The following is a 2,209-nucleotide window of genomic DNA, read 5'->3' as shown; positions in this document are numbered from 1 at the left end:
TTCTTCGGTCAGTTGGCTGTATCTGGCCAATAGCCAGATCATGTTACAACGAATCGAGACTTATTGCCAAAGATGATTTCCCAACATACTCTAAGGAGTTAATTTCTGCGTTTATAAGTATAGAAAACAAACCATGATTAGAAAGAATGTTTTAGTCACAGGAGCCGCTGGATATATTGGTTCTGAATTAGTTAAGAATTTATTATGGGGAGGATTTAGAGTGGTCGCCTTTGATAACCTTTCGTTTGGAGGAGAGTCGTTATTGGCTTTCTGGGGGCACCCGAATTTTCGATTTATAAAAGGTGATTTACTTAACGAGGAAGACGTTAAGGGCGCATTAAAAGGAATTAATTATGTATGCCATTTAGCGGCTATAGTAGGTGAACCTCCTTGTAACAAATATCCAGATTTAGCGCTTAAAGTAAACTGGGAAGCTTCGGTACGATTATATGAACGTTGCGAAGAGGCAAAAATAGAACGATTTGTATTTGCTTCTACATGTAGCAATTATGGTAAAATGGCCGATGTAAATTATTTTCTGGATGAAAATGCGGAATTAAATCCAATTTCACTGTATGCAGAAACAAAAGTTAATTTTGAAAAATATTTACTTAACATTAAAAACTCAACGATTGTTCGAACCATATTGCGATTTTCAACAGTATACGGTATTTCTCCAAGGCTTCGATTCGATTTGACAGTTAATGAGTTTACGCGAGATGCTGCTTTAAATAAGCCTCTTTTAATTTATGGGGAAAATTTTTGGAGACCTTATTGCCATGTAAGCGACCTAGCCAATTCTGTCAAGATTGCTCTTTTAGCTGACTCAGAAAAAGTAGCTAATCAAGCTTTTAATGTAGGGGATACTGCCGAGAACTACACTAAAAAAATGCTTATGACAGAAATCAGCAAAGAACTTCCATCTTTAAAAGTTAATTATCACTCGGTTGTTAATGACCCTCGTGATTATAGAGTTAACGCTGATAAAATAAAAAATATACTGGGATTTAAAATATCAAAAACAGTGCCTGATGGAATACGAGAAATTGCTTCAGTTGTAGGAAACAAACTAATTAGTGATCCTTTAAATACTAAGTATCGAAATGTCTAATTCTATTGTAAAACCCTACATACCTCTCTGTGAGCCAAATTTAAAAGGGAACGAAAAGAAGTATGTTGCCGAGGCTATAGATTCAAATTGGCTATCGGGGGGGAGTTTTTTGAACTTGTTCGAAAAACAACTGGCAGAATTTACAGGGGCTGCCTATGCAGTAGGAATTAGTAGTGGGACTACTGCTTTGCAAATTTCTCTGATTTTAGCTGGCGTAGAACCTCAAGATTTAGTTATAGTCCCAAATCTAACGTTTGTTGCCACTGCTAATGCCGTAAAGTATATAGGGGCTGAGCCTATCCTATTGGACATTAACCCAGAGACATGGGTAATGGACTTAAACTTGTTAAGGAATTTCCTTGAAAAAGAAACGTATATAGAAGAAGATTCGTGCTATTTAAGCGTTAATCACCGTCGAATTAAGGCTATTATCCCTGTGCATTTATTGGGTAATATGTGTGATATGAACGATTTATTAGCACTGGCCAATAAATATCATCTTACTATTATTGAAGATGCTGCCTGTTCCCTTGGCTCTTTTCAAAATGGCAAACACTCGGGAACTTATGGAGTTGCAGGTGCCCTGAGTTTTAATAGCAATAAAATAATTACAACTGGAGGAGGAGGAGCTATTTTGACGAACGATGCTGGGCTGGCAAAAAAAGCCAGGCATTTGATTACACAAGCCAAAAGCTCAACTACCGACTATTTTCATGATACTCTTGGCTATAACTACCGTTTAGTTAACCCATTAGCAGCCATAGGCGTAGCTCAAATGGAATGCTTACCTATGTATATTAAAACTAAACAAGAGATAGTTGGCTATTACCAGAATGAACTTAGTGGTATAGGTGCCCAATTTCAGTTAATATCTTCTAATACGATTTCTAATTTTTGGCATGTTTCATTTCTGGTGAAAAATAGAAACGAACTAATTTCTTTTCTGCAAAGTCAAAATATAGAAACTAGACCATTATGGATTCCAATTAATCAATTACCCATTTTTAGAGCTTGTTGGGGAATTGATAAGGACTGGTAGTCGAGTCAACTTTGTATCGACCAAGAAACAAAGTAATGACTAAGCAGTGGCAACCACTG

2 protein-coding genes are annotated in these 2,209 nt (G+C 36.5%); both read left to right on the top strand.

Annotated elements, in window-relative coordinates; translation table 11 throughout:
- The first annotated feature begins 133 nt into the window (after positions 1-133).
- Positions 134-1,111, top strand: coding sequence for an NAD-dependent epimerase/dehydratase family protein (locus B153_RS0130855; protein WP_020600617.1), 978 nt, complete (start codon positions 134-136; stop codon positions 1,109-1,111).
- Positions 1,104-2,150 (top strand): LegC family aminotransferase, encoded by a 1,047-nt coding sequence (locus B153_RS36240; protein WP_020600616.1) that lies wholly within the window; start codon positions 1,104-1,106, stop codon positions 2,148-2,150. The genes B153_RS0130855 and B153_RS36240 overlap by 8 nt, the downstream gene beginning before the upstream one ends.
- Positions 2,151-2,209: the final 59 nt, after the last annotated feature.

The sequence above is a fragment of the Spirosoma panaciterrae DSM 21099 genome (assembly GCF_000374025.1).
Lineage (GTDB): Bacteria > Bacteroidota > Bacteroidia > Cytophagales > Spirosomataceae > Spirosoma > Spirosoma panaciterrae.
The sequence above is the reverse complement of the archived record's forward strand: the minus strand, read 5'-3'. Positions and strand labels throughout refer to the sequence as shown.